This is a genomic window from Flagellimonas ulvae, from assembly GCF_049333175.1.
GTDB lineage: Bacteria > Bacteroidota > Bacteroidia > Flavobacteriales > Flavobacteriaceae > Flagellimonas.
Genome location: NZ_CP186325.1, coordinates 3,254,264 through 3,277,377, shown reverse-complemented (window position 1 = coordinate 3,277,377; position 23,114 = coordinate 3,254,264). Strand labels below are relative to the sequence as shown.

Genomic DNA, 23,114 nt, shown 5'->3' with positions numbered 1-23,114 from the left:
TCAAAATTTGATACTAGAAGATTTTATTTAGCTAATTTTTGTCCGTCAACTTAGGCGCCCATTCACTCCAGTTTTCCATTTCACCATTTCTAGTTTGTCCGCCCTGTGTAAAAAAGCTCTTAACCCTTTTATCGAAATCCTTGGCTTTTACCAATTCGGCAAACCATGCGTTGGAAGTAATAAATTCATTGGACCGCCCTTCTTCAAAAAGATTTACCGCTGCTTTGTTCAAGGCTATAGCTTGCGCCGGATATGAAGCTATTCTGTAAGCTAATTCATCCACGAAAGAGTCAATTTCAGTTGAAGGCAATGCTCTATTGATATATCCATACTTTTCAGCTTCCAAAGCCGAAAAATCTCCACCACCCAAGCAAATTTCCATAGCTCGGGAACGTCCTATCTTTCTAGCTAAATATTGTGCCGAACCACCTCCTGGCAGAATGCCTATAATCACCTCCATTTGGGATAAAAATGCCTTCCCGATTTCTCCAAAACTCATATCCATGGCCATCGCAAATTCTGCTCCACCTCCTCTGGCTCGTCCTTGAATTTTGGCAATTGTCGCTTTTGGCATCGTTCTAAATTTTTCCAATAATCCAGAATATAAAGGCATTTCATCAGTATCATAAGCACCTTGGTCTCTAAATTCCTGTAAAAGTTTAAAATCTGCATGAGAAAGAAAATAATCGGGGTTACTACTTTGAAATACGATTACCTTAATATTGGGATCTTCTTCAAGAAGTTGTGCTAGTTGAACAAGTTCCATTACCGAAACCATATCTAAAACATTGATTTCGCCATGATGAAAAGTTACAAATGCAACGCCTTTGTTTATTTCGACCTTTAAACTTTTGAATTCAGTGTTTAATAGTACTGAAGAATCTTGATTATTATTTTTTGTGTTTTGCATTGAAGTTATGTTTTTATGAGTTTACAAAACTCTCAACTTTCAATGTCAAAAAGATTGATTGAAGTCAACGTTTTTTTAATCTACTTAGAGTTTCAGGAGACATTCGAAGGTAAGATGCAAGGTACTTGTTGGGGATTTCCTGAAATATATGTGGACTCCTTTCAAGAAGCCTTTTATATCGCTCATATGGAGATCGGGTGAGGACGTCTATCTCCCGATCCAATTGTTGAACGGCAAATTCTTCCAACATCTTCAACCACAGATTTTTGGTTTCCTCAGAGGAATTAATAAAATCAAAAAAATCCATCCTGCTTATCCGTAGTAGCGATGTCCTTTTAATGGCCTGAATATTAAACTTGGATGGCTCGCCTGTTAAGAAGGATGGAAAAGATGTCATCCATGAACCATTATATCCCAGACGCAGTATGATATCATCTTTTCTAGTGCTTACAAAAATCTTTAAAGCTCCAGATTTGACTATGTGCATATCCCAGGCTATTTGTCCCTTTTTAATCAGAAAGTCATTCCGCTTTAGCTCAATAGGGGTAAGCCCAGAACTCAATATGTGCTCCTCAACCTTTGCTTTTAGTATTTCTGAAGCACTTTGGTACTTCTTAGTGTTGTTTTTTGATGGAGGTATGGTCATGAAGGTTATTGAACTTTTTTAAAAACAATATTGTTTAAATTATGGTCTACAAAGGTGCTGTTATTTAAAATAGCATCTAAATTGAGACATTTCTTCACTCAATTTAAAACTTCTTTAGTTCGGCCCTCATTAAATTGTAGTGCGATTCTCCTTCCTTTTCGATGCCATAAAATTCATCAATAAACGGATAGATGTGGATACGTTCCTAGGTTATTCTTGCTGTAACCCGATGACGTTTTATTTTCTATATTCATTATTGCTTAATAAAGTAATTGCCAAACACAACTAGTTGCAATAATATTTATTTATTTTTGTTATGCAAATTTTGAACTAGCTTTTCAATTGGCAAAAGAGAAGAAATACAAGTCAAACTGTCCTCAATATCTGGCTTTGGAGGTATTCGGGGATAAATGGACCCTCCTCATCATTCGGGACATGATGATTAGTGGTAAGAAGTACTTCCGCGAATTTCTACAGTCCAAAGAAAAGATTGCATCCAATATTCTCACCAATAGACTTCAGATGCTTGAGGAAGAGGGCATCATTCACAAAAAGCAGGATCCCGATCACAAACAGAAAATCATTTATTTACTTACGGAAAGAGGGATTGACCTATTCCCCATTCTTATGGAAAACGCGCGATGGAGCTTGAAGTATAAACCTGTTGAGGATATTGACAGGGCCAAGGCACAAGCAATTCTAGATGGAGGGCAAAAGGCAATTGAACAGATAATGGAACAACTTCGACATGAGCATTTGGATTAGCGCAAAAACTATATACTAGTCACTTCAATACTTATCACTCAAAAGGCCAATAGTAAAATCATAATTCAGTTAATTCGTTGTCAAATTTTCTAACTCTATTGTACTCGTTCAAAAGTTCCTTTTGCATTTTTATCTGTAATTCCTTACCACCCTCAATCAAATAGCGAACATAGTCACTTTCATCCTCGGTCACCTTGCGGTATTTGAAACTCCATTCGGTAATTGTTAGCATGGTGGGCATCAAATCTATGCCTTTTGGTGTCAAGGTATACAGGAGCTTTTGCTTATGACTCTCGTCATTTGTTTTAAATAAGATTCCGAATTCCTCTAATTTACTTAATCTATCCGCTAGAATGTTACTGGCTATTTTCTCATTTGAATCCAACAATTCCCTGAAATAACGCTTTCCCACAAACATTATATCCCTCACAACAATAAGCGTCCATCTATCACCAAAGACCTCAAGTGCCTGGGTAATGGGACAAAAGGATTTACATTCCCGCATATCTAATTTTTTTTCAAAAGTAGTTGCAAAACAAAATTGGTTTTATATATTTGTCCAGTTGCTTTTTGCAACCAGTCAAAAATACAAATTTATCCGAGGATTAAAAATTTGAGAATGGACTTATCAATTGTGCGCTTATTGGAGCAATATGATTTTCACACTAAACTTTATCAAAATTGTTTAGAAGACATCAGACCGAGTGATGCGCAAAGAAGAGTAACCTTGGATACAAACCACATTGCCTGGTTGGCAGGAAATCTCGTTTCTGTTAGATACCAGCTTGGGAAGAGCATTGGGCTTAGAGAACAGAGCAAATTTGATGAGATCTTTAAAAACCAAAGACCTATTCAAAATCACATTACCTACCCTGATTTGGTGCCAATAAGAGAAGAATGGCTTCGCATAACCCCAATTTTAAGGGAAAAGTTGCTGTCTTTAACCAAAGAAGACCTTCTGAGCGACCAGCCCTTTGATACACCCTTACTTGGTAAATCAAATCTGCTAAATACCATCACTTTTATAATCCATAGGGAATCGTATTCAATAGGTCAAATGGGACTACTAAGAAAAATCTTTGGCTATGAGGCCATGCAGTATAATTAAAACAAAGGACTAAAAATGAAAAATCAATTATTACAAGATAAAAATGCACTCATATTTGGAGCGAAGGGTGCTTTGGGGAAACAGGTAGCAAAAGCTTTCAAAGAAAGCGGGGCAAACTTATATCTCTCAGATATCAATGTTGAAGGTATTGAATTATCTGACCTGGGTGAAATCAGAAAGGTGGATACCTTAAACGAAGAGGAAGTCAAAGCTTATTTTTCATGGTTCAACCAGGAAAATATTTATGTTGACATTGTTATCAATCTAAGTGCTTCCAACCCAGCGGAATACAACCACGGCAAACCTGCAATGGACGTTTCTCTAGAACAATTTTTGATTCCTTTAAAAACGACTACAGCCAATCAATTTGTAACGGCAAAAGCAGCACATCCATTGATGGCAAAACAAAAAAGTGGTGTCATCATTTTTATCACTTCAACTTTGGCAAAAGTTGGTTCCCCTTGGAGTGCTGCGCTCACCGCTTCACACGCAGCAACTGAAGGTTTGGTAAAGAGCCTTGCAACCGAATGGGGCGCAGAAGGTGTTCGTGTCATTGGAGTACGCTCCGAAGCCATGCCCGATTCGCCGACCATTGATTACACCTATACCACTATGGGTGCCAATATGGGTATGGGTCGGGATGAAATGCAAGGATTCATCGAACAGCAAAAGACCGCTTTAAAGCGTTTGCCAACCACTATGGAAACAGCAGAAGTCATCGTTCTTGCAGCTTCAGACCTTGCAGGGTATATGACCGGTACCATGCTCAACCATTCTGGCGGACATATTCTGGAATAAAAATGAAACCATGGAAAAAGGATACCTAATAGAAAATTACGAAGTCACGGATAAGGAGAACTATATACCGCCAGTGAAGGTAATCAATGAAATCTTAGAGAAACATAATGGCAAATTTTTAGTGGCTACACCAAAAGCACAAACTTTACACGGAAAACCTTTAGAGGTGATAGTGGTAATAGAATTTAGTTCCAATCAAAATGCTTTGGATTTCTTTAATTCAAAAGACTACGCTGAATATAGGGAACTTTATGAAAGAACAACACAAGGTTGGGTTCTCTGTGCCCTGGAATACAAGGCAACCCGTTAGAAATGATAAATCAATTAAAATCAAAAATTATTACTAATGGACTATCAAAAAACAATCAAAGTAAAAACAACAAAAGAAAAAGCCTTTACGGCCGTCACCCAAGAAATCAACCAATGGTGGGGAAATGTAGATACAGATCAAGCTAACCAGATTGGCAATAAATTTTCAATCTATTTTGAAAATAATACAAAATGGCGATTCACCATAACCAAGTTAAATAAGTTCAACGAGGTACATTGGAAATGCATCTATGCAAACCATACCAGTAGGGACTTGAACGGAATAAACGATGAGTGGTTAAACAGTGAAGTCATATTTGAGTTCAAGGATTTAGGAAATGATGAAGTCGAGCTATTCCTTAAGCATAAAGGCTTGACACCAGAGCTCAATTGCTACCAGATGTGCGATGCTGGGTGGACTCATTTCTTTGCCAACAGTTTGAAGCAATATTTGGAAACTGGAAAAGGAGCTCCGAATCTAGTGGAGCGTCAAGGCAAGAGTTAGACTATTTTATTTTCGCGAATGAAACGTCAATCAGGGGAATAGTTTATTGATATTAATCTTGTACGTTTTTCCAACAGGGATGATAAAATCCCCTATCATGATTCGGTTTCCTTCAATTTCATCAATATGCTTTTTGGAAACAACGAAGGATTTATGAACCTGCATAAACTCATTTTCCGGAAGTGTCTTTAGAATGTGGGATATTTTTTCCCGGACCTGGATTTCCTTGTCCCTCGTAACTACCTTGACGTAATTTCCGATCGCCTCTACAAATAGGATACTCCCCGTTTTTATTTGGACGATTTTTTTGTTGGAACGTAAAAAGAGACTGTCCTCTTTAACTTTAATAGATGCTGTTGTGGTGGTTTCTTCCTTATCCCCAATTTTGTTCATGGCTTTTACAAAGCGCTCAAAGCTGAAGGGTTTCAACAAATAGTCCACAATGTTAAGTTCGTATCCCTCCAAGGCATGTTCTTGGTACGCCGTGGTCACGATTATTTTGGGTGGATTTTGAAGGGTTTTCAAAAATTCAAACCCTTTAAGTTTGGGCATATTGAGGTCCAAGAACATAAGGTCAACTTTTTGGGTCCGTAAGCATTCCATGGCCTCTATGGCATCGTAACACTGTTGTACAAGGTTAAGATTGGGTAGGGCATCGCAATATCCCTTTACAATGTCGTTTGCTATGGACTCATCATCCACTATGATATAGTTAATCCTCATACGTCTAATTTCAGTTTGGCAGTATAGGTATCCTTTTGTACCGAAAATATTAACTCATGGTTGTTAGGATATACCAACTCCAATCTTCTTTTTAGGTTATTTAAACCAATACCGTTTTCGCTTTTTTCTTCCTCTTCAAAATTGTTTTCAATTTTTAGGACAACCTCATTTTGTTCCGATGTTATCGCAATATTCACAAAGGCATGGTTACGTAACTTTTCCACACCATGCTTAAAGGTATTTTCGACCAAAATAATAAAAAGAAGAGGGGCAATTTTTACATCTTCATTTTCCACTTTGATATCCGTATGAATGGCAATTTCCTTGTGGTAACGCATTTTATGCAGTTCAATATAATTTTGGATAAAGTCGATTTCTTCTCCTAAGGTCACGTATAATTTTTGTCCCTCGTAAATGCTGTAACGCATCATATCGGACAGTTTTAAAATAAGCCTTTTGGCCTTTTCACTGTCTTGGTCTACCAACCCATAAAGGTTGTTCAGCATATTAAAGAAGAAGTGCGGATTAACTTGGGATTGCAAATGCATCAACTCTGTTTTGGCCTTTTCCTTTTTTAAGGTAATGATCAATTTGATATTGACAAATACCCAATGAAAAATGGCAATGCATACCGCGATGAAGTATAGCAAAAGAAATTCCAGAAATCCTTCCAGTTTCCCTAAGGTGTCATTGAATAAGACGATGATTAGTCCTAACACTACCAGTACGATTCGTAGAGTACGCATGGAAAAGAGGGTTTTATGGTATGGTATTTTAAAATACATCTCCCAATAATACTGGAATTTGGGGCTACGGACAAATTCCTTGACAAACGGCCCAAAACGGTATGGGAACGCCTCTAAAACAGGGGCAAACATTTTTTGTCACGCTTTAAAAGGCGAACGTCACGGCTTTCATCACATACACCCCATTTGTTTTTGGCGATGGAGGTCCATATGTAGGTTTGGACCAACAATCATTAAACGAACAGTTATGAAACTTGTCATTGAGCATTTGGGCAAAACGTATGATAACGGTGTTAGGGCCCTACGCGATGTTTCTCTAGAAATACCAAAGGGAATGTACGGGCTTTTGGGACCCAATGGAGCCGGAAAATCCACATTAATGCGAACTGTGGCCACCTTGCAGGATCCAGACCACGGGGAGGTAAGATTGGGGGATTTAAATATCCGGACCGACAAACATGCGATCCGAGGGGTGCTGGGGTATTTGCCACAAGAGTTTGGGGTGTATCCTAGAATGTCCGCTGAGGTCTTGCTGAACCATCTGGCTGTTTTAAAGGGCATTACCATTAAATCTGAACGGAGGGATATCGTCAGTGTCCTACTTCACAAAACCAACTTATACGAGGTGCGAAAACAACACCTAGGTGGGTTTTCTGGGGGAATGAAACAACGTTTTGGTATCGCTCAAGCTTTGCTTAACGATCCAAAATTGTTGATTGTGGATGAACCCACAGCGGGTTTGGATCCCAAAGAACGTAATCGGTTCTACAACCTTTTAAGTGAAACCGCCGAAAACACCATTGTGGTGCTATCAACGCATATTGTTGATGATGTAAAGGAGTTATGTACCCAAATGGCCATAATCAATAAAGGGGAAGTGGTGTTAAAAGGAAACCCCTTGCAACTTATTGACGGATTGAAGGGAAAGATTTACCAAAAAACGATAAATCGATTGGAGCTTTCTGAGTACAGGGCAGAATATGATGTGATCCATGAAAAAAGATTTTTGGGCAAACCCATGATCCATATTGTGAGCGATATTCCTCCAAGGGATGGATTTACCTCTGTGGATGCAAGTTTAGAAGATGTGTATTTCTCTAAGGTTAACCTTTAAAATTATAGCATGATGTGGTTTCAGATATTCAAATTTGAGCTTAAGTATAGGGTAGGACGCCTGGAAACCTATGTGTTTTTTGGGTTTTTATTGCTGTTCTCCATCGTTGGGGTCGATTTTATTTTTCAAGGTGTGGAAATTGGACTCATGAAAAAGAATGCGCCTTTGGTTATTGCAAAAACCATGGGGGCCATTACCGGCATTTTTATGATTATGGCTTCAATGATTATGGGGGTTCCCGTTTTGCGAGATTATCAATATGGCACCGAACCCTTGTTGTTTGTAAATCCCATTACAAAACAAGCGTATATATGGGGTAGGTTTTTAGGGTCTTTTACAATTTTGATTTTCATTTTTAGTGGTTTGCCTTTGGGGATGATGTTGGGAGAACAGATGCCCTGGCACAAAGAAGAGCAGCTATTGGCTTTTAGTGTGTTTACCTACCTTCAAACGTTTTTTGTTGTGGTGTTACCGTCCCTATTTTTTGGTGCTTGCGCCTTTTTTGTGACGGGAATGTTGAGTAAAAAATTATTGGTGGTCTACACCCAGGGAATTGTACTATTTGTCCTTTTCTTGCTTACAAAGGCCATTACCAATGAATATGTGCAAGGGATTTTAGATATCTTTTTCATTGACTACGCTAACCCAGTTTACTAAGGACTGGACGCTTTTGGATCGCAACAGTTTAGGAATTACCTTAAGTGGGATTCTGCTGCATAATAAACTCTTTTGGGTAGTATTGGGAGTGGTCATGCTGGTCTTTGGATATCATAAATTCTCCTTCAGTACCCTGGCCAAAAAATCCAAAAGGAAACGGAACGATCAAACAGCAGTTGCGGTTGAACCCCAACCCAGTGATGTCTCCATTCCCAAGGTAGCCAAAGGCAACGGCTTTAAGTCCAAATGCTTACAGCTTGTTGAACTTTCAAGGTTTTATGGACTTTCCCTTTTAAAGGAAACTTCGTTTTGGGCAATTGTGATTTGTGGAATGGTCATTATTACCATCAATTCTGTCAACTTAGGCACGGTATATCGGGTGGATAGCTACCCTGCCACATATTTTATCATTGCAGAACTGCAAGAGATGTCCCTTTATTTTTTTATGATTATTCTACTTTTCTATTCCGGGGAATTAATTTGGAAAGAGCGCGACATCAAGCAGTACGTGCTAAGTGATGCCACGCCAATTAGCAGCTTTGTTACGATAGCTAGTAAGTACGTGGCACTTGTGGGCATTTATGTAGTCTTAATGCTAAGCTTAATTGTGGCCGGAGTATTTTTCCAAATCGCCAAGGGGTATTATCAATTTGATTTCGAAATATATTTTGCAGGGTTCTTTCTAGAAATACTACCCTTCTTAATGCTGTACACCTTTGTTGCCTTTTTCTTTCAATCCGTTAGTAAGAACAAGTTCATGGGTATTATTTGTACCCTAGGTTTCTTTATCATCAATACCGGTTCGGAATTTTTTGGATTCAACCATAGCCTTTACAAGTTTGGCGGGAAACCATTGGGGACCTATTCAGAAATGAATGGGTATGGGCACTTTTTAGAGCCCTATCTATGGATTAAAGGATACTGGTTGGTGTTTGGGGTACTCCTTTTATTACTAACCGCTTCGTTACTGAGAAGGGGTATGGACAGTTCCTTAAAGAAACGCCTAAAACAGGTAGGATATCAAATGACACCACAAAAGGTATACCTGGGACTTTCGTTGCTTTTGGTTTTCATAGCGATGGGCGGCTATATTTTTTACAATACCAATGTGTTGAATACCTACTGGACGGCATCTCAAGAGCAATCATTTAGGGCAGCTTATGAAAAAACACTAAAACCTTTGGAGTATTTTTCACAACCTAAGATTACAGATGTTAAGCTGAACATTGAGCTTTATCCCGAAACAAGAAGCTATGAAGTGCATGGCTCGTATGTGTTGGAAAACACAACGGATGCTCCCATACATGAAATTCATGTTCAAAAACGAATAGCTTCCCATGTGGTGCTAAAAGATGTTGTATTTGAAGGTGGGGTAAAACGGGACGATAGGTACAAGGAGTTCGATTATTTGATATACCATCTATCCCAACCCCTGGCACCCCAAGCTACCCTAACCATGGAGTTTCAACAATCCTTCTTGCCAAAAGGTTTTGAAGAAGGGGGTTCGGATACCGATTTGGTGCACAATGGTACATTTTTTGATAATACCCTATTCCCAACTTTGGGCTATAATAAAAAGTATGAGTTGAGTACCGCGGATGAACGTAGGGACTTTGGGCTGCCACCAAGACCAAGCAAGGCTAAGATTGAGGATCCCAGGGAATTGGTCAATGCACGCTCTGGGAGTGACTCCCATGGGGTTACCTTGGAGGTCACTATTGGCACCACCCAAAATCAAACCGCAATAACGGCAGGTGAATTAAGGGCGAAATGGTCAAAAAACAACCGCAATTATTTTCAGTACGTTAGCGATCAACCCATCATTAATTTTTATCCCGTGGTGTCAGCTATATATGAGGTGGAAAAAGATACTTGGACGGCCTCAAAAAAAATAGGAGCGAAAGCTGTGGATTTGGAGATTTACCATCACAGGGAACATGCCTATAATTTAGACCGAATGATGCATGGGATGAAGGCGTCTTTAGATTATTACAGCCGATATTTTGGGCCCTACCCCTATCCACAATTGCGAATCATGGAGTTTCCACGATATGCGGACTTTGCACAGTCGCTTCCCAATACCATTCCCTTTTCTGAAGCTTTGGGCTTTGTTTTGAATGTGGACGATGAAACCGATGTGGATATGGCGTTTTATATCACCGCCCATGAAGTGGCACACCAATGGTTTGGCATGCAGGTGGAAGCCGCCAATGTTCAGGGACAGAACTTTGTTTTGGAATCCTTGGCCCAATACGGGGCACTTATGGTATTGAAAGAAAATTACCCTGATGACAAGGTTGAGCAATTTTTGGAATTGCAAGAAGAGCTGTACCGGGATAATAGAAAAAAAGCGACTTCAGAACCCTCCTTGGCCCTTGTAGAAAATGAAGACTTTGTGTATTACAATAAAGGGGCCATTGCCATGTACACCTTGCAAGAATTGATTGGCGAGGAGAAGGTAAACCAGGCTTTAAAGCGATTTGTAGAAGATTGGCGCAGTCATGATGGCAAATTGAAAACAGTAACAGACCGTTATACTACTTCAAAAGATTTACTGGATTATTTAAAGGAAGATAGCCCAAAAGATATACATAAGGTAATTTACCAAATTTTTGAAACAACAAACGATATGAAATGGGATGAAAATTAGATTTGGCTAAGTTTTGTAAATACCCAACGGAAATATATTCATTCAAACCATTTTTACTTGGGAATAAAAGAAGGGTACGTGAAAAGTGAGGTGAAATTTGAATTTAAGGATTGATCTCAAAAATCGACTATCATGAAATTTATGATACAAAATGGACTTTTTCGTTATCAATAGTCTTTAACAATATTTGGAAACTGGAAAAAGGAGCACCGAATCTAGTGGAGCATCAAAAGTGAAGAGAAAAGCCCCGAAGTGGGGCTCTTTTTTACGTCAGAAATCAACTAGTCAAGAAAATGTTTCATTGCCACAATTGCTTCTGCCGTTTTCTCTTCTTGTACAAAATGGCCACTGTCAAACTCTTTGATTTTTGCGCTGGGTAATTTCGATTTCCATTTATCAAGATAACTTGTATTCAAAAATGGGTCTTTTGTTCCCCATAAGATAAGCCATTTCTTATCTTCAAGAATGTCCAACTTTTCCCAAAGGCTTTGATACCAATCCGAAGCTCCCACAAATCCTTTTCCAATGGTTAGCAAAGCCTTTCTTGATTCACTATCCGGGAAAGGATTTAAATACTGTTGGTGTACCTCATCAGTCAATTTTGATTGGTCAATGAATGCTTGTTTAAGCAAGACCTGTACCGAGTAATTTTGTTCAAGGTAATACTGCTTTCCAGCTTCACTATTTAAAAGACCGTCTATTTCCTTGGCCATTGGGTCTTCTTTTGTGGACCATAACCAGCTATTAAAAAGAACCACATTCTTGATGCGGTCAGGCTGTTGCAACGCTGCCCCTAAGCCTATTGAACCACCAAAATCGTGTACAACCAAAGTGATATTCTTAAGATTAAGTTCCGTGATAAATGCGGTTAAATTTTTAGAGTGGTTTTGAGGTGTTCCTTCAAACCCAACAGGTTTCTCTGATAAACCAAAACCCAAATGGTCAATCGCAATACAGCGATAAGATTTTGATAGCTCCTTAACAAAATCCCTATATAAAAAAGACCAGGTCGGGGTTCCGTGAACAAATAACAGCACATCCCCTTTTCCTTCATCTATATAGTGCATCTTTCCCGAAGGAAGTTGAACGTGTTTACTTTGAAATGGATAAAGTTCGGTGTCGACCCAATTTTGCGCAGATATGCTCAATGTACTCATGAAAAATAGGTTTAGAATTAAATATTTCATCTTAGAATTTTATTACTGATGAAACAAAATTCAACAAACCTATTCACGTAATTCTTGGTACTTACCAAGAATCATATTCGCACAGAATTCATCAATTTACTGAAGTTGGTAGGGTCAATCCGTAAGTATGAAGCCAAATCTTTTTGAGCTACCATTTGCAGCAGATGTGGGCTTCTTGCGGTAAAGTTCTTAAATCGTGTTTCGATATCGAGCGCCATCAGCTCATAATACCTATCAAGCAAGCCGAAAAGAATCTTTTCAATGGCGACTCGAAAAAGGGTTTCAATCGGTCTGTATTCCTGCATTAGTTCTTGATGCTTTTGGAATGGAATACGTAAAAAACTACTATCGGTTATCGTTTCCAAATAGTACTTTGAAGGCATTTGCTGAAAGAAAGATTCTGGAATACCGCTAAATGATGGATTATAGGTAAAAGCGATAACATGCGTTTTGTCACCTGTTAAGTAAAACGATTTTTGAACGCCTTTGGTGACAAAATACCAATACTTCTCTGTTTCTCCAGGAGCTGTCATTGTCGTCTTTTTGGGCAAGTGGTATTCTTGCCAATGCTCTAAGTATTTATCAAGAATGTCATCATCTACTTGATGTATTTGATTCAAGAAAGTCTTTAAGTCAATCATATTTACGTAAAATCTGGTGTGGTAATATAAAGTGTCGAGTTAGTCAGTTATTGTCATGTTTGTCCAAAACTATACGGTTATAAAGCATAATTCGCTATGGCAATCGTTTTTATCTGATTTATTTGTTTGTTAAGGTCAGTAGGCTCTTTAGTGGCAAAATAAAATTTGTTGTGAAGCGGTTGCTTACCTTCCCAAAGCATTTTCAGTTCTTCTTTTTGCAATGCTTCAGCAGACAAAAAATCTGGAACCAGTGCAATTCCTTCATTTCCCTTCAAACAGCGAATGATAGAAATTATATTGGGCACTAGGTAGTTCGGCTTGTAAAATTGTTTCTTTTTGAAATTCTGATACCAGAACTTTTTTGAGTACCCCAAAACGTTATTCGAGCCATACCATATTTGATTTTTAAGCTCTTGCTCAAAAGATTGCCAATCATTGTCTTCAATATATTGTTCGAGCAACGTTGTATCGGTCATATTGCTAGCAACCAGTAAGATTTCTTCCTTAAAAAGCGGAGTATAGGAAATATAAGGGCTTTCCACTTTTTCAGGCGTTATGACCAAATCCAAGATACCATCGCCCAGCTCCTTTATCATTTTTGGATATTCCCCAAAATGGGCGATTATGTCAAAATCGAGAGTACCAATTTGCGGTTCAAAAAAGAATTGAAAAACCTCCGAACACATTCCTATACTTAGTGTTTTCCGCTTATTGGTTCTGCTAATTCTAAAATGACGTTCCGTGTGTTCCAACTTTTTAATGGCGTCGATGATATAATTATACAATATGGTGGCACGATCCGTAGGAACCATTTTTCGAGATGTTCTCTCGAACAATTTATACCCGACATACCCTTCTAAATTGCTTATGTGTAAGCTTACCCCAGGTTGGGATGAAAACAAGACTTCTGAAGCTCTTGTCAAGTTTCCTTCCTCATATACTGTTTTGAAAGTTCTATACCATTCAAAATTTATCATATAATAAATATACTGATATTAGAGTATAGTATTCATTATTTTAATAATAGTATTTTGAAATATAATTTTGGTACCAAAATTATTCCATTACAAATGAAGAATGTATTTATCATAAACGGATGGCACCAATTCCCAACTGCAAAAGGAACTTTCAATAAATCACTATTCAGTATTTCCAAAAGCTATTTTATCGACACAGATAAGTATCGAGTACATACCACAGAAATCAACCTTAATTACAATATTAAAGCGGAAGTAAAAAAGTTTGTAGCGTCTGATATTATCATTTATCACACTCCAATTTGGTGGTTTTCACTACCTTTTAATTTTAAGAAGTACTTGGATGAAGTCTTGACTGCTGGTCATGCAAATGGTATTTGGACTAGCGATGGAAGAAGTCATGATAATCCAGAAATGAATTATGGTACTGGAGGATTGTTGCAGAATAAGCACTACATTCTAACTACTAGTTGGAACGCCCCTCAAGGTGCATTTAGCCTCCCAAACGAATTCTTCAATGAAACTGGTGTTGACGATGGTCCAATGTCGGGATTTCATGCCATGAACAGATATTTAGGAATGAATATGCACAGTTCACTTCATTTTCATGACGTTGAAAAAAATGCCGATACGAAAGCGATGTTGGAAGAATACCAACTTTTTTTGAGCCAAAATTTTTAGGGGATATTCTTTATTATATGGAAACATCCTTACCAATTATGTAAAGCTCAAACCAACAAAACTTGTTACTTCTAAGGTTTTAAAAATTATTGATTATACGAAATTGTTTTGATTTCTGGGGTGGTTTTGAATTGGTACGGAAACACCCTTAAGAACCCGCTTGCAAGACTCTTAAGGGGTATGTAGCCAAGAAAAATGCTTGTAAAAACTTCGATTCTTCTATGTTATTATTTCATTAGAACAAGCAAGTTATATACAAGATTCTTTATACTCGAATGCCCTGATATCAACTTACAAGGAAAGCTAGAATAGCTTTGCACTTAACTTGACCTTGTCCGCTGATATAAGTTTCGATATTGGACAATTCTCTTTGGCAACATTAGCTAAATCGTCAAATTCACTCTTCGAAACACCTTCTATCTGAGCCGTTAGATTCATCAAAATAGAGGTTACTTCAAAATTACCATTGACATTGTCCAATTGGACTGTGACCTCTGTAAATAACTCATCTGGGGTATGACCATGCTCCCCCAAAATAAAACTCAAAGCCATTGTAAAGCAGCCTGCATGGGCAGCAGCCAAAAGTTCTTCTGGGTTTGTTCCAATCAAACCATCTGGGTTTTCAAATCTAGTTTTAAAGGAATAAGGGATATCCTTTAAAGCCCCACTTTTAGTATTTAACTTCCCTGATCCTGTCAAACCATCCTTTTTCCATAGTGCTGTTCCGATTCTCTTCATAATATGTCTAGGTATTTTGTTCTTAATCAGTATATAGTGCTGACATTTTTTCGATAAGGCCTTCTTCGTTTATAGACATCACTTCTATCGCCCTTTTGTTCATTACAGAGTGATAATAGAGCCCAATAGAATCAACGCCAAGTGTAGAATCAATTAACTCGAACTTCAAATCAGGAATCTTTTCAAGAGCTTTGGCCCAATATGCTCTTACGACCTCCTTGCCCTTTAAAGAATCTGATTTTCCTCCACCCGCAAGTCTGATCATTGGCGTAGTAATCTCTATGTCATCACTATAATGTGAAAGAATTCTATCAAGATCGTGAGAATTCCATGCTTCGACCCATTCTACTGCAAATTGGTCTTTGTCAATCAACTGTCCCATAATTAAGGTTTTAAAAAATTAATATTTACTCTTGGCAACATTGAGAGTTTATCTATTTATGCCTTTGTAAACCTAGGGCCATCGATAAATAATAACAAATACAATTATTTATAATTAGCGCATAACAGATATAGAAATTAAAATATTACAATAGAGGTATATTGGGAAAATGAAAAGACTAACTTTTGATTTTCAAGTCGGAACACTCAACTTTCAAATATGAAAGTGTCCCTTTCTAGAGGTAGCCTATTTCTGGACTCAAGGCCATTTTGCTCTTGACAAAGTTTCCTGTTCCAAAGCCTACTTCTTTACCGAAAGAATTGTACAGTATTGATTCTGCTACAAAAGTATTTTTGGATTGATATTTTATCTTTCCTTCACAAGTGAGCTTCCCTACTTGCACTGGCCGTATGAGATTTAAATTGAATGAAGTGGTCAAGACAAAATTATCTGTTACCATCGAATTGACAGCAAAAAATGCCGCGTCATCCAGAAGCTTAAAATACACACTTCCATGAACAGCATCAAGGGCATGATAGTACTTTTCAGAAATGTGAAGGGTAATCCTTGATTTTCCCTCGGAAATATTAATTGTAGTCGTATCATAGAGACTAGTGTTGATTTTAGCCTTGAGATACATTCTTTCTAACTTTTTGTAATGCTGATCGGACATAATTATAATTGATTATTGAAAGAAGCGGGTTACATTGTAACAGCGTGCAAAGCCTTTTTGAAAGATTGAACGCTCAACGTGATATCCTTGCCTGTGGTTGCCCATGAACAAACACTGACCCTAATCACTTTTCTTCCTTTCCATATAGAACTACCGGCCCAACATTCTCTTGATTCCTGAACTTTTGCCAATACCTTCTCAGTAATGACATCAGTCTCTCCGCAAACAATTACTTGATTGAAAAACACCTCATTGAGCACATGAAAACCATCAATCTCTGCAATCTCATGACTAAATTGTAAAGCTCTTTCGTTTAGGCCAGTAACAAGATTTTCAACACCGGTTTTCCCTAAATATTTTAATGCGGCCCAGAGTTCTATAATGCGTGCTCTTCTTGACATTTCCGGGGTGAAGTATAGTCCCTCTCTTTCATTTCCACTAGAGATGTATGCCCCTAACATGGTTAGTGCTGAACCTAGCGCCTCGGGATCACTGCACAATGTTATTCCAGAATCATAGGGAACGTTTAGGGTCTTATGTGCGTCAACGGACCATGAATTTGCCTTTTCCATTCCCTTGGCCAAATCTTTCAGTTTTGTTGTTGCTTTCGCCCATAACCCAAAAGCACCGTCAATATGTACCCAGGCATCCTTGCCTCTGGCGATATCACATACTTTATCAAAATCATCGAAAGAACCACTGTTCACGTTTCCCGCTTGAAGAATGATAATTGTAGAACTGTCAATCTCTGGCATGTCCTCGATCCTGATGCGACCTTGGGAATCAACTGGCACCCATTCTATTGTATTCAAACCTATGCCCAAAATACTTAACGCCTTTAGAACCGCCGCATGAATTTCTTTTCCGGTGACAACACGAAGCCTAGGAGCTCCATTTAGGCCTTTTTTCCTCAAGTCCCACCCCAAATTCGTCAGTATTCGGTGCCGCGCAGCCGCAAGTCCGCATAAATTAGCCGTAGCAGTGCCACTTATAAATCCGGCAACCGTATTTCTAGGTAGATTAAAAAGTTCAATTAACCATTCTGTTACAACTTCTTCTAAGGTTGCAGCAAATGGAGACATTACCTTCATGGCACTATTCTGGTCATAGAATGTAGCAAGCTGCTTGGCTGCAAGGGTAACAGGCAACGCACCTCCATTGACATAACCAAAATATCTTCCTCCTAATTGGGAAACCGTATTTGGATTTCCATACTGATGGATTGTGAAGATTGTCTCAGCTGCACTGACACCATCTTTTGGCATCGGCTCCCTAAAATTGTCCAGAAGATTTAATGCGTCCTCTTTTGGAAACACATGTCTTTCAAACACATCCTTGAGATAATCTAGGGAATAGGCATAAGCTTGTTTGAATATTTGTTCTTCAGAAATTTCAGCGAACATGGTTTGCTGTAGGGTTGTGGTGTCATTTCCCATTAGTTGTGCTTGTGATATAGATTAAAAGTAAAATTAACTATAACACATACTCAAAATAGATACAGAACAATCAATAAAATACATAACAGTTCATATATTTGTAATAAATATATATACAGATTGCTATTATCATGACAAAATACACGGAGTTTGCCAATGTTCTAGAATCTCAAATAAAGGAAAAGATTCTAAACACCGGAGAGAAATTACCCTCGCTACGTGAACTACATAAATCAAGTGGACTGAGTATCAGCACCATTTTAAAATCAATGGATTACTTGATAGCAAAGGGCTTGATTAAGAGCAAAGAGAAAAGTGGATATTATGTTACTTACGACCATACCCTTTTTGACCAAACTCCTATAATAACCAAGCCCGTTGGCAAGATTGACCTTGAAGAGGTTGAGAACCTAATCGATCAGGTATATTTGACTCCAACCTTATCGCCTAATGAAATTGATTTTTCTATTGGCGTACCCGCAAAGGAACTGCTGCCTATAAATAAAATCAAAAAGGCCGTAATTGAAGTAATGCACCAAAGTGCTGATGCAGAAACCAAGTATGAACCGATTTATGGAAATCCCGATTTAAGAAGATTAATTGCCCAGAGATCCCTGCTCGCTGGAAGTAATTTCAATTTGGATGAAATCATTACCACTAGTGGATGTATGAACGCTCTAACCTTCAGTCTCATGGCAATTTCTAAACCTGGGGATACGGTAATCGTAGAAAGCCCCATGTTTTTTGGGGTACTTCAATTATTGAGTAGTTTGGGGTTAAATGTGATTGAAGCCAACACCCATAGTTCACATGGCCTAATTCTATCAGACTTAGAAAATATTTTACACGACCAAAATGTAACAGCAATAATAACCGTAAGTAATTTCGGTGCTCCCTTGGGTTTCTGTATGCCTGATCAGAATAAAAAAAAGTTGGTGAAATTGGCCAATGAGTATGACATCATTTTAGTTGAACAGGATTTGTATGGAGATGTATTTTTTGAAAAAAATCGGCCAAAGACATGCAAATCTTACGATACGGAAAATCGTGTAATCTTGTGCAGCTCCTTCTCCAAAACCCTAGCACCTGGATACAGAGTGGGTTATGTAGTAGGGGCAAGGTATACAAAAGAAATAGCTAGACTCAAAGCATACCACAACATTACCTCGAACAGTTTAACACATAAGATTGTCGCCAGAATACTCGAAACTGGAAGATATGACAGATACTTAAATTATCTGAGAAAATCTTTGGAAAAAAATCTTCTGGGATATCTTGAGTATATCAAAAAACACTTTCCACGAGATATTAAAGTCTCAGCTCCTAAAGGTGGGTTTGTACTATGGATTGAGCTAAAAGAAGGCATTGATACCAATGTCTTATTTCAGAAGTGTTTAGGCCATGGGATTAGAATAGCACCTGGCCGACTTTTCTCCTTAAGAAACCAATATCGTAATTGCTTTAGAATTTCCTATGGGTTGAACTGGACCCCTGAGGTGCAAAAATCCTTAATTACAATAGGTAAAATAGTGACAAAGATGTATAAGGAAAAGTTGACACCCTTAGCACCATCTTAGGGTGTCAACTTAAATGGGCGATTAATTTTAGTTAGCCCATGTACAGAAATGACAAGAAAGCTTGTTTGCGATTAATCTTTTAAAAAATCTACAACTACCTGACCAAACTGATTTGGCATTTGATGATGAAAAGCATGTGCGGCATTTGAATACAAAACCAATTGGCTGTTGGGAATCTGTTTGAAAAGTAGGAAAGAGTTATTGTCCGAAAACGATATATCTTCCTTTGCGCCTGCAACCAATACCGGTTGGTTAATTTCTTTTATTTTGTTGAAATAGTCCTTGTCGCTTAAAAAGAAACCCTTGGTGGCTTCGCCTTGGGGGACCCATGTTTCAGGCTTCGTAAGCGGTACTTGGTCTTTATATTTTTCAATTCTGGAAAGGGATTTTAGGGTATGGTCATATCCACTTGAATCATCCGTAAAAAATACTGTCTGATGATCTTCTGGTTTCATATCGTAGACTTTTGTCGCGACATTTAGAAACTTTTCGGTAGGATATTCGGTTTTATCGCTGCCACCTGGACCCGTACCTATCAAAATGGCTTTCTTTACCAAATCAGGATAGTGCAGCAAAAATACTTGGGCGACAAGTCCTCCCATGCTCCATCCGAGCACATTGACACTTTTCAGGCCCAACTTGTCAATAAAGCCCTTAGCTACCTCCGCCATTCCTTCAATGGTGTTCGAACTTTGACCTATTGTACTTCCTACTCCAAGATTATCAAAGACGATTACTTTGTTCTTTTTTGAGAGTACAGAGATGAAGCTTGGATCCCAGTCGTTAATGGTTCCTCGAAAGCGGTTAAATAGAATAAGGGGGGGGGTTCCCTTTCCAATAATTCGGTGTGCAATTTGATAACCATTGACTTCAATAAACTTTACTTGACTAATTGCTACTTGTCTCATATCAGATAATTTATATGTATTTATATGTATTTATATGTATTTATATGTATATACATGTATTTAATTAAAAAAACTATTCTTTAAAGTTTTGAACTGCGTTCAATGTAGAATCTATCGTCTGGATGTTGAAATTTCCCAAGTGTTCCATCATTTTGTTTTGTACATCCTCCCATATCGGGGCAATTTTTTCAAGTATATTCAATCCTTCTTGTGTTATTAGAATATCTTTGGTTCTCGAATCTACATCACTTGGTCTTACTGTCAACCAACCCTTTTCCTCTAGCTTCCTAATATCCCTACTCGCGGTGGACTGGTCTATAACCAATAGCCGTGCGATATCTTTTTGATTAAACTTAGAGCTCTTACCAATAATGAAAAGAATATCCAACATACTGCCCTTGAGTCCAAACTCTGATAATTCTCTCTGATATATCCCGTCCACGATTTTGTGTAACCTCCGAAATTTGGAGTTCAGGCAATGCTTAGGACTAATTTCATCGAACAAGGGGGTCTTTCTTTCTGCCATTGCCCAAAGATACAAATATATATGTATATGCAAATTAATTTACATTAATGCTCATTAAAACCAAGTAGAAAGGGAATTTTCCAAAATAATTGACTGACTAGAAGAGTGAGACCAGAATTTTACTTGATACCTTACTGTAAATAGTCTTACTCATTTAGTTCAGTTTGTATATTACTTCGTGAATAGTCTTCCCTAGGTATTGGGTTTTCAACAAACCTTTGAAGCCTTGCTATTTGCCCAATATGGGTAAAGACATCTTAAAAATGTCCTTGAATGGGTTTTGTCGAGTAGTTGATATCCAAAGACTTAGTGGCCAATAGTTGTCAACTTTGATTAATTCATTTCTAAAACTTTCTTCACTTTCTCCAGGGGCCGTCATTGTCGTCTTTTTGGGCAAGTGGTATTCTTGCCAGTGCTCTAAGTATTTATCAAGAATGTCGTCATCTACTTGATGTATTTGGTTTAGGAAGGTCTTTAAGTCAATCATTTAAAATTTATATCTATTTATATGTAAAATATAAGATTCTAAGCTTAATTGATTTAACTGGTATGTGTAGTCGCTGGGGCTACCGCACAAAACCCTTAGGTATTGTATTGGTTTTATTCCATAATTTTCCTCCAATTTTTTAAAGCGCAGTTTCATATCTGGAAGTTAATTTAATTTTTCCAGATAGGTATTTCCACAAAACTATCATTGTACCATTTTATCTTCAACGGGCCATCAACGTCATTTATACTTTCTTCACTTATGGTCTTTCCTGTTCCATAATTAAGTTCAGAAAATGCATTTTTATTGACATTGACATAGATGAGCAGACGGCTACCCTTGCTTATTTTTTTACTGACCAAATGCGTATTGGAAAAAGGAATTTTCTCCCTTTGCCCAGGCTCAAGTAATTCTCTAGTGGTAATGTCATGGGCATAACTTGCCCTTCCAACGATATAAGATAAATGGAAAAGTCTTCCATCTGGCATTACCTCATATAGTGTAACTCCAAAATCAAAGTCCTTTTTATTAATGCTAACATCCAATTCGCCCAAAAATGAACCATTGACCATAACTGAACTTTCTAAAGGCTCACTAATAAAGTTAAAGCCATTGCTCAAATCCATTTCTTCCCTGATAATGGGGTTTGGATAATAGTCGTTATTTCCAATCTCTCTATCAGCAAAATCTACTGTTTGGGATAAAAAGCCACTTACTGAGGGTTTCTCCCTACTCATAGTATAGATATCCTTTTGCCTTTGATCAGTTAAATAAAATTTCAAGTTTCTGTTGCTCATATGGGCAATTGAAGATGCACTCCTCCATTCATTTGCACCCATTACTTGATAGTTTATCTTGTCCTTTAACTTTTCCGGTTTTTCACCATTTTTAAATATGTAATCAAACCATTGATAAGTGATTTCGTTAGTATTTATCAATGCGTCTCCATCTACTTGGTAGCCATTTATTTCTTCTGCACCGGTTCGTTGTGCCCCAAAATGGCTGTATGGTCCTATTACTAAATAGTGTTCGGCATTGGGATTGTATTTGTAATGCTCTCTCAAATAGTAAAGTCCCGAATTTTGTGAATCATTGTAGTACCCATCAATTGAAAGTATGGGTATGTCAATTCTGGAAAAATCCTCTTTGTATGGGGCCATTTTTTGCCAATATTCATCAAAGGATGGATGACTTACCCAACGTTGAAACCATTTGTTGGGAATGCCGTCCAAGCTATCCATTTGCTTATAGGCCGCGCCAGATTCCCACCATTTAAACATAAGATTTCTATAACGTTGTCTGTCATTTCCTGCTACGGTATCCAGATATTTGTTGTTCCCCACATAAAATGCCCACTCATAATTCGGATTAATGAAAATATTGTTTTCCATAGGTAAACCCATACCAGGTCGGCTTGCCACATAGGGGACAATTGTTTTCAGAGCAGGATGAGGGTTCTTTAGTGAAGCCCATTGGGTAAATCCATTATAACTGCCCCCAAACATACCAACACGACCATCACACCATTCTTGTTCGTTAATCCAGTGAATAACGTCAAATGTGTCGTTAGCATCATTTTCATAAGGCCATATTTCATTGGGGCTTAAACGTTTCCCTCTTGCATAGGCAATAACTCCTATATAACCCCTGTCTACAGATTCTTTGATGGTTTTCAGATCACGACCTGTGTCCCTTACATAAATAGTACTTTGTAGAATCACGGTTTGGGGTTCAGTGATTTCTTTCTTTCTACATATAATGGCAGATATTTTTCCTCCATCCCTGGTTTCTATTAAAACATCCTCTATTAGGTAGCCATTATTTAAAACCGTTTCTTGAACATTGTTTTTACTTTTATTTGATGAGTTGCATCCTAAAAGCAAAATGATGCATAAATTCAGTAGAATTTTCATCTGTTTGTTTCTTGCAAAGACCCTTAATTTATCTAGATGTTGCATTTTGAGTTTACA

Annotated in this window: 26 protein-coding genes; 10 read left to right on the top strand and 16 right to left on the bottom strand. The window is 37.9% G+C overall.

Features of this window, described 5'->3' with window-relative positions; all coding sequences use genetic code 11:
• Positions 1-31 precede the first annotated feature (31 nt).
• Positions 32-910: an enoyl-CoA hydratase/isomerase family protein gene (locus ACOKFD_RS15250; protein ID WP_422858703.1), complete on the bottom strand. Its 879-nt coding sequence runs from the start codon at positions 908-910 to the stop codon at positions 32-34.
• Between the two features lie 64 nt (positions 911-974).
• Positions 975-1,556: a Crp/Fnr family transcriptional regulator gene (locus ACOKFD_RS15245; RefSeq protein ID WP_422858702.1), complete on the bottom strand. Its 582-nt coding sequence runs from the start codon at positions 1,554-1,556 to the stop codon at positions 975-977.
• A gap of 342 nt (positions 1,557-1,898) precedes the next feature.
• On the opposite strand from ACOKFD_RS15245, the gene ACOKFD_RS15240 reads away from it, so the two are divergent.
• Positions 1,899-2,321 (top strand): winged helix-turn-helix transcriptional regulator, encoded by a 423-nt coding sequence (locus tag ACOKFD_RS15240; RefSeq protein WP_422858701.1) that lies wholly within the window; start codon positions 1,899-1,901, stop codon positions 2,319-2,321.
• A 58-nt stretch (positions 2,322-2,379) separates the two neighbouring features.
• Here ACOKFD_RS15240 and ACOKFD_RS15235 read toward each other — a convergent pair whose 3' ends face one another.
• The gene (locus ACOKFD_RS15235; protein WP_422858700.1) at positions 2,380-2,826 is read right to left on the bottom strand and encodes a winged helix-turn-helix transcriptional regulator; all 447 of its coding nucleotides are present in this window, start codon (positions 2,824-2,826) and stop codon (positions 2,380-2,382) included.
• Positions 2,827-2,940: 114 nt separating this feature from the next.
• Between ACOKFD_RS15235 and ACOKFD_RS15230 the strand changes: the two genes are divergently transcribed.
• Genes ACOKFD_RS15230 through ACOKFD_RS15215 form a run of 4 tightly spaced genes read left to right on the top strand, consistent with a single transcriptional unit; the run spans position 2,941 to position 5,041 of the window.
• On the top strand, positions 2,941-3,429 hold the full coding sequence (locus ACOKFD_RS15230; protein WP_106144310.1) for a hypothetical protein: 489 nt from the start codon (positions 2,941-2,943) through the stop codon (positions 3,427-3,429).
• A gap of 15 nt (positions 3,430-3,444) precedes the next feature.
• Entirely contained in the window at positions 3,445-4,227 is a 783-nt protein-coding gene (locus tag ACOKFD_RS15225; protein WP_422858699.1) for an SDR family NAD(P)-dependent oxidoreductase, read from the top strand.
• A gap of 10 nt (positions 4,228-4,237) precedes the next feature.
• On the top strand, positions 4,238-4,537 hold the full coding sequence (locus ACOKFD_RS15220; protein ID WP_422858698.1) for a DUF1330 domain-containing protein: 300 nt from the start codon (positions 4,238-4,240) through the stop codon (positions 4,535-4,537).
• A 36-nt stretch (positions 4,538-4,573) separates the two neighbouring features.
• Positions 4,574-5,041 carry an SRPBCC domain-containing protein gene (locus tag ACOKFD_RS15215; protein WP_422858697.1) on the top strand — a complete coding sequence of 156 codons (468 nt, stop codon included), beginning with the start codon at positions 4,574-4,576 and terminating at the stop codon, positions 5,039-5,041.
• Positions 5,042-5,071: 30 nt separating this feature from the next.
• Here the strand turns inward: ACOKFD_RS15215 and ACOKFD_RS15210 are convergent, their stop codons facing one another.
• Positions 5,072-5,764, bottom strand: coding sequence for a LytR/AlgR family response regulator transcription factor (locus ACOKFD_RS15210; RefSeq protein ID WP_422858696.1), 693 nt, complete (start codon positions 5,762-5,764; stop codon positions 5,072-5,074).
• Positions 5,761-6,510 carry a sensor histidine kinase gene (locus tag ACOKFD_RS15205; protein ID WP_422858695.1) on the bottom strand — a complete coding sequence of 250 codons (750 nt, stop codon included), beginning with the start codon at positions 6,508-6,510 and terminating at the stop codon, positions 5,761-5,763. Before ACOKFD_RS15205 ends, ACOKFD_RS15210 begins: the two co-directional genes overlap by 4 nt.
• Positions 6,511-6,757: 247 nt before the next feature.
• On the opposite strand from ACOKFD_RS15205, the gene ACOKFD_RS15200 reads away from it, so the two are divergent.
• Genes ACOKFD_RS15200 through ACOKFD_RS15190 form a run of 3 tightly spaced genes read left to right on the top strand, consistent with a single transcriptional unit; the run spans position 6,758 to position 10,931 of the window.
• Positions 6,758-7,624, top strand: coding sequence for an ABC transporter ATP-binding protein (locus ACOKFD_RS15200; RefSeq protein WP_422858694.1), 867 nt, complete (start codon positions 6,758-6,760; stop codon positions 7,622-7,624).
• A gap of 9 nt (positions 7,625-7,633) precedes the next feature.
• Positions 7,634-8,281 (top strand): ABC transporter permease, encoded by a 648-nt coding sequence (locus ACOKFD_RS15195; protein ID WP_422858693.1) that lies wholly within the window; start codon positions 7,634-7,636, stop codon positions 8,279-8,281.
• Complete coding sequence (locus ACOKFD_RS15190) at positions 8,256-10,931, top strand: M1 family aminopeptidase (RefSeq protein WP_422858692.1); 2,676 nt, start codon at positions 8,256-8,258, stop codon at positions 10,929-10,931. Before ACOKFD_RS15195 ends, ACOKFD_RS15190 begins: the two co-directional genes overlap by 26 nt.
• 281 nt (positions 10,932-11,212) lie before the next feature.
• Here the strand turns inward: ACOKFD_RS15190 and ACOKFD_RS15185 are convergent, their stop codons facing one another.
• The 3 genes from ACOKFD_RS15185 to ACOKFD_RS15175 form a co-directional block, all read right to left on the bottom strand.
• Positions 11,213-12,088, bottom strand: coding sequence for an alpha/beta fold hydrolase (locus ACOKFD_RS15185; RefSeq protein WP_422858691.1), 876 nt, complete (start codon positions 12,086-12,088; stop codon positions 11,213-11,215).
• Positions 12,089-12,189: 101 nt separating this feature from the next.
• On the bottom strand, positions 12,190-12,759 hold the full coding sequence (locus ACOKFD_RS15180; protein WP_422858690.1) for a Crp/Fnr family transcriptional regulator: 570 nt from the start codon (positions 12,757-12,759) through the stop codon (positions 12,190-12,192).
• Positions 12,760-12,836: 77 nt separating this feature from the next.
• Complete coding sequence (locus ACOKFD_RS15175) at positions 12,837-13,736, bottom strand: LysR family transcriptional regulator (RefSeq protein WP_422858689.1); 900 nt, start codon at positions 13,734-13,736, stop codon at positions 12,837-12,839.
• Between the two features lie 93 nt (positions 13,737-13,829).
• Between ACOKFD_RS15175 and ACOKFD_RS15170 the strand changes: the two genes are divergently transcribed.
• Positions 13,830-14,417 (top strand): NAD(P)H-dependent oxidoreductase, encoded by a 588-nt coding sequence (locus ACOKFD_RS15170; protein WP_422858688.1) that lies wholly within the window; start codon positions 13,830-13,832, stop codon positions 14,415-14,417.
• Between the two features lie 303 nt (positions 14,418-14,720).
• On the opposite strand, the gene ACOKFD_RS15165 is transcribed toward ACOKFD_RS15170, so the two are convergent.
• The 4 genes from ACOKFD_RS15165 to ACOKFD_RS15150 form a co-directional block, all read right to left on the bottom strand.
• On the bottom strand, positions 14,721-15,155 hold the full coding sequence (locus tag ACOKFD_RS15165; protein ID WP_422858687.1) for an OsmC family protein: 435 nt from the start codon (positions 15,153-15,155) through the stop codon (positions 14,721-14,723).
• 22 nt (positions 15,156-15,177) lie between these two features.
• Positions 15,178-15,537 carry a nuclear transport factor 2 family protein gene (locus ACOKFD_RS15160; protein ID WP_422858686.1) on the bottom strand — a complete coding sequence of 120 codons (360 nt, stop codon included), beginning with the start codon at positions 15,535-15,537 and terminating at the stop codon, positions 15,178-15,180.
• A 235-nt stretch (positions 15,538-15,772) separates the two neighbouring features.
• Complete coding sequence (locus ACOKFD_RS15155; RefSeq protein WP_422858685.1) at positions 15,773-16,210, bottom strand: PaaI family thioesterase; 438 nt, start codon at positions 16,208-16,210, stop codon at positions 15,773-15,775.
• Positions 16,211-16,239: 29 nt separating this feature from the next.
• Positions 16,240-17,646, bottom strand: a complete 1,407-nt coding sequence (locus ACOKFD_RS15150) for a pyridoxal phosphate-dependent decarboxylase family protein (protein ID WP_422858684.1) — start codon at positions 17,644-17,646, stop codon at positions 16,240-16,242.
• A gap of 131 nt (positions 17,647-17,777) precedes the next feature.
• On the opposite strand from ACOKFD_RS15150, the gene ACOKFD_RS15145 reads away from it, so the two are divergent.
• Entirely contained in the window at positions 17,778-19,223 is a 1,446-nt protein-coding gene (locus tag ACOKFD_RS15145) for a PLP-dependent aminotransferase family protein (protein ID WP_422858683.1), read from the top strand.
• 71 nt (positions 19,224-19,294) lie between these two features.
• Here the strand turns inward: ACOKFD_RS15145 and ACOKFD_RS15140 are convergent, their stop codons facing one another.
• From ACOKFD_RS15140 to ACOKFD_RS15125, 4 genes are all read right to left on the bottom strand, one after another.
• Positions 19,295-20,131 (bottom strand): alpha/beta fold hydrolase, encoded by an 837-nt coding sequence (locus tag ACOKFD_RS15140; protein WP_422858682.1) that lies wholly within the window; start codon positions 20,129-20,131, stop codon positions 19,295-19,297.
• Between the two features lie 73 nt (positions 20,132-20,204).
• Complete coding sequence (locus ACOKFD_RS15135) at positions 20,205-20,657, bottom strand: MarR family winged helix-turn-helix transcriptional regulator (RefSeq protein WP_422858681.1); 453 nt, start codon at positions 20,655-20,657, stop codon at positions 20,205-20,207.
• 229 nt (positions 20,658-20,886) lie between these two features.
• The gene (locus ACOKFD_RS15130; protein WP_422858680.1) at positions 20,887-21,144 is read right to left on the bottom strand and encodes a hypothetical protein; all 258 of its coding nucleotides are present in this window, start codon (positions 21,142-21,144) and stop codon (positions 20,887-20,889) included.
• Positions 21,145-21,314: 170 nt separating this feature from the next.
• A complete protein-coding gene (locus ACOKFD_RS15125) occupies positions 21,315-23,057 on the bottom strand; it encodes a CocE/NonD family hydrolase (protein ID WP_422858679.1) in 1,743 nt (580 codons plus the stop codon).
• Positions 23,058-23,114 lie beyond the last annotated feature (57 nt).

Bases quoted from the DNA above. Each gene is read 5' to 3' on its own strand.
- ACOKFD_RS15250 (WP_422858703.1), bottom strand. From the start codon at position 910: ATGCAAAACACAAAAAATAATAATCAAGATTCTTCAGTACTATTAAAC.
- ACOKFD_RS15245 (WP_422858702.1), bottom strand. From the start codon at position 1,556: ATGACCATACCTCCATCAAAAAACAACACTAAGAAGTACCAAAGTGCT.
- ACOKFD_RS15235 (WP_422858700.1), bottom strand. From the start codon at position 2,826: ATGCGGGAATGTAAATCCTTTTGTCCCATTACCCAGGCACTTGAGGTC.
- ACOKFD_RS15230 (WP_106144310.1), top strand. From the start codon at position 2,941: ATGGACTTATCAATTGTGCGCTTATTGGAGCAATATGATTTTCACACT.
- ACOKFD_RS15225 (WP_422858699.1), top strand. From the start codon at position 3,445: ATGAAAAATCAATTATTACAAGATAAAAATGCACTCATATTTGGAGCG.
- ACOKFD_RS15220 (WP_422858698.1), top strand. From the start codon at position 4,238: ATGGAAAAAGGATACCTAATAGAAAATTACGAAGTCACGGATAAGGAG.
- ACOKFD_RS15215 (WP_422858697.1), top strand. From the start codon at position 4,574: ATGGACTATCAAAAAACAATCAAAGTAAAAACAACAAAAGAAAAAGCC.
- ACOKFD_RS15210 (WP_422858696.1), bottom strand. From the start codon at position 5,764: ATGAGGATTAACTATATCATAGTGGATGATGAGTCCATAGCAAACGAC.
- ACOKFD_RS15205 (WP_422858695.1), bottom strand. From the start codon at position 6,510: ATGCGTACTCTACGAATCGTACTGGTAGTGTTAGGACTAATCATCGTC.
- ACOKFD_RS15200 (WP_422858694.1), top strand. From the start codon at position 6,758: ATGAAACTTGTCATTGAGCATTTGGGCAAAACGTATGATAACGGTGTT.
- ACOKFD_RS15195 (WP_422858693.1), top strand. From the start codon at position 7,634: ATGATGTGGTTTCAGATATTCAAATTTGAGCTTAAGTATAGGGTAGGA.
- ACOKFD_RS15185 (WP_422858691.1), bottom strand. From the start codon at position 12,088: ATGAGTACATTGAGCATATCTGCGCAAAATTGGGTCGACACCGAACTT.
- ACOKFD_RS15180 (WP_422858690.1), bottom strand. From the start codon at position 12,759: ATGATTGACTTAAAGACTTTCTTGAATCAAATACATCAAGTAGATGAT.
- ACOKFD_RS15175 (WP_422858689.1), bottom strand. From the start codon at position 13,736: ATGATAAATTTTGAATGGTATAGAACTTTCAAAACAGTATATGAGGAA.
- ACOKFD_RS15170 (WP_422858688.1), top strand. From the start codon at position 13,830: ATGAAGAATGTATTTATCATAAACGGATGGCACCAATTCCCAACTGCA.
- ACOKFD_RS15165 (WP_422858687.1), bottom strand. From the start codon at position 15,155: ATGAAGAGAATCGGAACAGCACTATGGAAAAAGGATGGTTTGACAGGA.
- ACOKFD_RS15160 (WP_422858686.1), bottom strand. From the start codon at position 15,537: ATGGGACAGTTGATTGACAAAGACCAATTTGCAGTAGAATGGGTCGAA.
- ACOKFD_RS15155 (WP_422858685.1), bottom strand. From the start codon at position 16,210: ATGTCCGATCAGCATTACAAAAAGTTAGAAAGAATGTATCTCAAGGCT.
- ACOKFD_RS15150 (WP_422858684.1), bottom strand. From the start codon at position 17,646: ATGGGAAATGACACCACAACCCTACAGCAAACCATGTTCGCTGAAATT.
- ACOKFD_RS15145 (WP_422858683.1), top strand. From the start codon at position 17,778: ATGACAAAATACACGGAGTTTGCCAATGTTCTAGAATCTCAAATAAAG.
- ACOKFD_RS15140 (WP_422858682.1), bottom strand. From the start codon at position 20,131: ATGAGACAAGTAGCAATTAGTCAAGTAAAGTTTATTGAAGTCAATGGT.
- ACOKFD_RS15135 (WP_422858681.1), bottom strand. From the start codon at position 20,657: ATGGCAGAAAGAAAGACCCCCTTGTTCGATGAAATTAGTCCTAAGCAT.
- ACOKFD_RS15130 (WP_422858680.1), bottom strand. From the start codon at position 21,144: ATGATTGACTTAAAGACCTTCCTAAACCAAATACATCAAGTAGATGAC.
- ACOKFD_RS15125 (WP_422858679.1), bottom strand. From the start codon at position 23,057: ATGAAAATTCTACTGAATTTATGCATCATTTTGCTTTTAGGATGCAAC.